Genomic DNA, 4,919 nt, shown 5'->3' on the forward strand with positions numbered 1-4,919 from the left:
CGGGGTTGGCCTCGGCGAGGGTGCGATAGAGATCGGCAGCCTCCTGTGATGGTGTGAGTGCTGCTTCTCTCAGTCCGGCCTCCGACAGCAACCGGGCGAGTTCGCCCAGCGCCCTCGCCAGCTCGGGCTGGAACACTTCCTCCCGCAGCTCCACGAGTTCCCGTATCAACGTGATCCCTCTGCCCCTCGCCATGACCGCGTGCTCCGCCAGCGACTCCCGCAGATAGGGATTCGCATGTCCTAGAACCGCAGCGTCGTTACTCTGCTGCCGCAGAAGATCGACGAGGCCGCGCGCGACGAGATACGCAGGGTCCGGCTGCCCCTCCTCGCGCTGCCTGTAGGACAACTCCTGCAGATGCTCGATGAACTCACGGTGGTAGAGCCGGTACACGGCCTGGACGCCGTCACTGTCCTCGACGACGTACCGGCCATACGAGTTCAGGAGCCAGTCCAGATGCTCCCGGTCATAGACGGCTCCGCTCTTGCTGAGCGCGGTGGCCGCCGCCTCCCAGACCCCCCGGGCAGGCATGCCGTTTCCGGTGCCCCAGGCAAGAGCCGTCAGTAGCTCCTGAGCAGCCAGAGGAAGCAATTCGCCGTTCTGCTCCAGCTGTGGTCCGGCGGCCAGGTCCTCTGTGAAGGCCGCGGAGATGGACGCCGGGACACTCGTCTCCCACCCCTCCACGCCCGTCTCCGGCATGTGCCTGAGCACAGCATCGACTGCCATCTGCGCGAAGAGAAAACCCCCTTGGCCCACGGAGGCACGCTGTGCGATCAGATCGGCCGCTTCGTCGGGGAGCACAGAGGCATGGAGCCGACGGCGCGCGTACTCCTCAATGTCGTCGCCGGTGTCGGCCTCGTCGTCCAGACCGGCCGCGCGTGCCCGGATCCCGAGAAGTCGACTGACCGCTTCGTCGAGGGGTTCGCCGGCCTCCTCGGCGTCCGGGTTGAACGGGCGGTCCCGGGAGGCGAGCAGCACGCATGCCATGCGGCTCAGTGGAGACAGCAACTGCTCGACGATCGGCGCGGCTTGCTCGGACGCCGCCTCGTCCAAGCCGTCCAGCAGCAGGACCGGGGGCCGGCCGGAGAGGGGCCACTCGCGTTCGACGTCGGCGATCAACGCCGCCGGAGTTTCGGGAACGTCCAACCGCAACCGCCGGGCGATCGCTTCCGCCAACTGCTGGACCGTGAGCCCCCGGAGATGCAGGGCAACATCCACAGAGTCCACTCCCGGATCCGGCTCGCCCTCCCGCAGCGCACCATGCTTGACGATGTCGGCCCGGTGCCGGGGATCGGACAGCGTCGCCACCCTGCCCAGCACCGCCGACTTACCGCTGCCCGCGCTGCCCGTGACGAGGAACAGCCCCCGTTCCCCGGCCCGGAGCCAGTCGACGATCTCGCCGAGGACACGCTTGCGCCCCGTGAAGAACCAGCCCTCCTCCACCCGGTCCGCTCCGGCGGCCGCCCTGACCAGGTGCTCCACCAGCTCTGCTTCTCCTCTGTCTGCTTTGTGGGGGTTTCCGAACATCGGCAGGTCATGGCCGAGGAAGGCGGGGATCGGGCTCTGCCCCTCGTCTTTGGGCCACTGGTCGATGGCGGCCCAGACGACTGCGGCTCCGGTGACCCGCCAGTTGCGGGGGCTCCACTCATGCTGGTAACTGCTGGTCCGGGGGCCGTTGCGCAGGACGTCTGTCACGGTCTCTAGTAGGATCCCGCGCCCTTCGGCCTTCTCCTGCGGGCGACAGCTCGCGACCACGCCGAACCAGGTCGACCGGCCTTCGGGGAGGCTCTGTTCGGACCAGGTGGACAGCGCCTTCTGTACGGACTCCACTACCCCGGCACCCGCATGGCAGGTGTCGATGAGCATCAGTACCTGGTCCGCGCCACTGCGCAGGGCTGCGTTGGTCAACAACCTTGCCGAGTACGTCTGTTCCTCGTCGTCGACGCTCTGCGTGTCGTGCACGATCAGCCGGAAATCCTTGTCCTGGCCGTGGAGCACGCCGTGCCCGGACCACACCACGATCGCCGGCCCATGTGAGCCGCTCTCCTCCCAGCCCTTCCGCCACTCCTCCACCGAGCCCTTGAGGCTGTCGCGCCCGGGGTCCTTCACCACCGTGGGCGTATAGCCGTAGCCCTTCAGTAGTGCGCAGAGCTCATCCAACTGGTCGACCGCGTTGGGGAGTTCGGAGAACTGCCCCTTGTACGTCCGCACGGCGACCCCAAGCACCGTCCCCTGAATCTGCTGCTGGACCTGCCGCTCACTCACCCGCCTCACCCACCAACGTCAACGCAGTCACCGTCGACTCCGCGCGCCCCTCGACCCGTACCGCCAACCGATAACCCCCGCCCTCCGGCGCAGGAAACACCCCGCGATACCGCCCGCCACCCAGATTGCGCAGCGAACGCGACGACTCCGCCCGTCCATCCGCAGGCCGTAGCTCAGCGACGACGAGCAACTCGTCGTGGCCGCGTACCCCGTCCGGCACCGAGACCGACACCTCGTACGGCTCACCGTGCGCCAGCAACGGCGGGGCCAGCACGCTCAGTGGCGGTGCGTTCTCGTCCCCCTCGCCGCGATGGAAGGGCGCCTCGTGTCCGAGCTGGCCCCACAGGGCGTCCCGCACCCCCCGGTTGTTCTGGAGCGAGCCGTGCTGTTCGTTGGGGGTGAAGATCTCGGAGGTCAGGTGCCCCGTACCGGCGACGTTGGCCGGCCGGGCCGACAGGCGTGGGACGGTGCCGTCGCCGCCCTCGTCGACCCCGTCGATCTCCCAGGCGGGGACCAGCAGTTCGCCGGTGTACGTGGCCGTCGTTGCGGTCGGCTGGCGGACGCCGGTGATTGTCACGAGGTCGGTGAGGGTGTCGCGGCCCGGTGCCTGGGCGGCCTCGCGCAGTTCGGTGTGGAAGCGGGCGGCGTCGGCCAGCAGTTTCTCGTCGGGGCCGGGCAGGCCGGGGAGGTCGCGGGGGTGGGCGAGACCGTCGGCCGTGGAGACGCAGGCGTAGTCCGGGGCGAGTTGGTGCAGGGACGGGAGGGAACGGGCGAATGCGGTGAGGTCCACGCCGAACGGGCCCCATCCCTTGCGCAGGCCGTTGACCAGGTAGGTCAGGGCGTCCAGCGAGCCGCGGTGCGGGGTGCCGAGGGTGATCAGACGGCGGGTGACCTCGTACCCGCCGAGGCACTCGACGTAGAACCGGGCCACCAGTCCGCCCATCGAGTGGCAGATGAAGACGACGCGGGCGTCGGCGCGTTCGGGGGCCGAGGAACGCCAGCGCTCCAGGTCCTCCGTGACGCGTTCCTTGAGGCGGTGGGCGTTGTAGCGGCACGAGAGCCGCCAGTCGTAGCCGAACTCGACGAGGTTCGCGGGGGTGTCCGGAGGGTCGTTCGGTTGGCGGCTACGCAGGGTGAAATTTTGTTCGAGCCAGCGCAGCAGGGAGCTGTAGCCGTCGACGGGGTGCCAGAGGCCCGGGATCACATGGAGGTCGGGCATGGTGCCGAGGGGACGTACGCCGTCGCCGGGGTGGCCGTCACCGATGTCGTCGGGCAGGCGCAGCCGCTTCACCGAACGGCCGAAGGTACGCAGACCTCGCCATAGCGCACCCCCCGACAGATCCCAGACCGCGCCGCCGTCGGCGTCCGCGAGCCGGGTTCCCATGATCCCCGGCAGTACCACCACAAGGTCGTGCACAGGCGCGCGCTTCATGCGGCTCCCCCCGTTTTCTGAACCGCTGCGGCCGTCGTTCGTCGTCCGGCGTCTGCGGAACGGCCGCTGTGAACTGACTCACGGTAGTGGGGTGGGGGAGAGCGCGTCAGGTGAAGGAGCGACGAGAGCGGAAAAACTACGGTGCCCCCGCCCGGAGTTCTCCGGACGGGGGCACCGTACAAACAGGCCAGGTGGCCGCTGACTACAGGACTACAGGCCGAGCTCCACCTCGAACTCGCCCGCCTCCAGGATCGCCTTGACGGCCGTCAGGTAACGGGCCGCGTCGGCACCGTCCACCAGACGGTGGTCGTAGGAGAGGGTCAGGTACGTCATGTCGCGGACGCCGATGACCGTGCCCTCCTCGGTCTCGATGACCGCCGGGCGCTTGACCGTGGCACCGATGCCGAGGATCGCGACCTGGTTCGGGGGCACGATGATCGTGTCGAACAGGGCGCCGCGCGAACCGGTGTTGGAGATGGTGAAGGTCGCGCCGGACAGCTCGTCCGGGGTGATCTTGTTCGCCCGGACCTTGCCCGCGAGCTCGGCGGTGGCCTTGGCGATACCGGCGATGTTCAGGTCGCCCGCGTGCTTGATGACCGGGGTCATCAGGCCCTTCTCGGAGTCCACCGCGATACCGACGTTCTCGGTGTCGAAGTAGGTGATCGTGCCCTCTTCGACGTTGATCCGGGCGTTGATGGCCGGGTGGGCCTTCAGCGCCTGGGCCGCCGCCTTCACGAAGAACGGCATCGGGGAGAGCTTGACGCCCTCGCGGGCCGCGAAGGAGTCCTTCGCCTGGGCGCGGAGCTTCATCAGCCGCGTGATGTCGACCTCGACGACCGAGGACAGCTGCGCCTGCTCGTGCAGCGCCTTGACCATGTTGTCGCCGATGACCTTGCGGATGCGGGGCATCTTGACGGTCTGGCCGCGGAGGGGAGAGGCCTCCAGGGTCGGGGTCTTCTTGGCCGCGGCGGCCGGAGCAGCAGTGGTGGCTGCGGGAGCCGGAGCTGCCGCGGCGGCCTTCGCGGCCTCGGCGGCGGCGATGACGTCCTGCTTGCGGATACGGCCGCCGACGCCGGTGCCCTTGACGGAGCCCAGGTCCACGCCGTTCTCGGAGGCGAGCTTGCGCACCAGCGGGGTGACGTAGGCGCCGTCGTCCGTGGCCTGCGCGGCGGCGGGCGCCGGAGCGGCCGGGGCCACCGGAGCCGGAGCAGCGACCGGCGCGGG

The 4,919-nt window shown here is 69.3% G+C and carries 3 protein-coding genes; all 3 read right to left on the reverse strand.

The features are described 5' to 3' along the window. Positions 1 to 2,263: caspase family protein (locus tag SPR02S_RS58740; protein WP_245607803.1), on the reverse strand; the 2,263-nt coding region annotated here is incomplete at its 3' end. Continuing rightward, entirely contained in the window at positions 2,256 to 3,695 is a 1,440-nt protein-coding gene (locus SPR02S_RS54600) for an alpha/beta hydrolase (RefSeq protein WP_026151763.1), read from the reverse strand. The genes SPR02S_RS54600 and SPR02S_RS58740, both read right to left, overlap by 8 nt. A 210-nt stretch (positions 3,696 to 3,905) precedes the next feature. Further along, a partial coding sequence (gene sucB / locus SPR02S_RS54605; RefSeq protein ID WP_026151764.1) for a 2-oxoglutarate dehydrogenase, E2 component, dihydrolipoamide succinyltransferase occupies positions 3,906 to 4,919 on the reverse strand: 1,014 nt, incomplete at its 5' end.

This window comes from Streptomyces prunicolor NBRC 13075, from assembly GCF_000367365.1.
GTDB lineage: Bacteria > Actinomycetota > Actinomycetes > Streptomycetales > Streptomycetaceae > Streptomyces > Streptomyces prunicolor.

Coding starts and splice junctions, on each gene's coding strand:
- SPR02S_RS54600 (WP_026151763.1), bottom strand. CDS start 3,695: ATGAAGCGCGCGCCTGTGCACGACCTTGTGGTGGTACTGCCGGGGATC.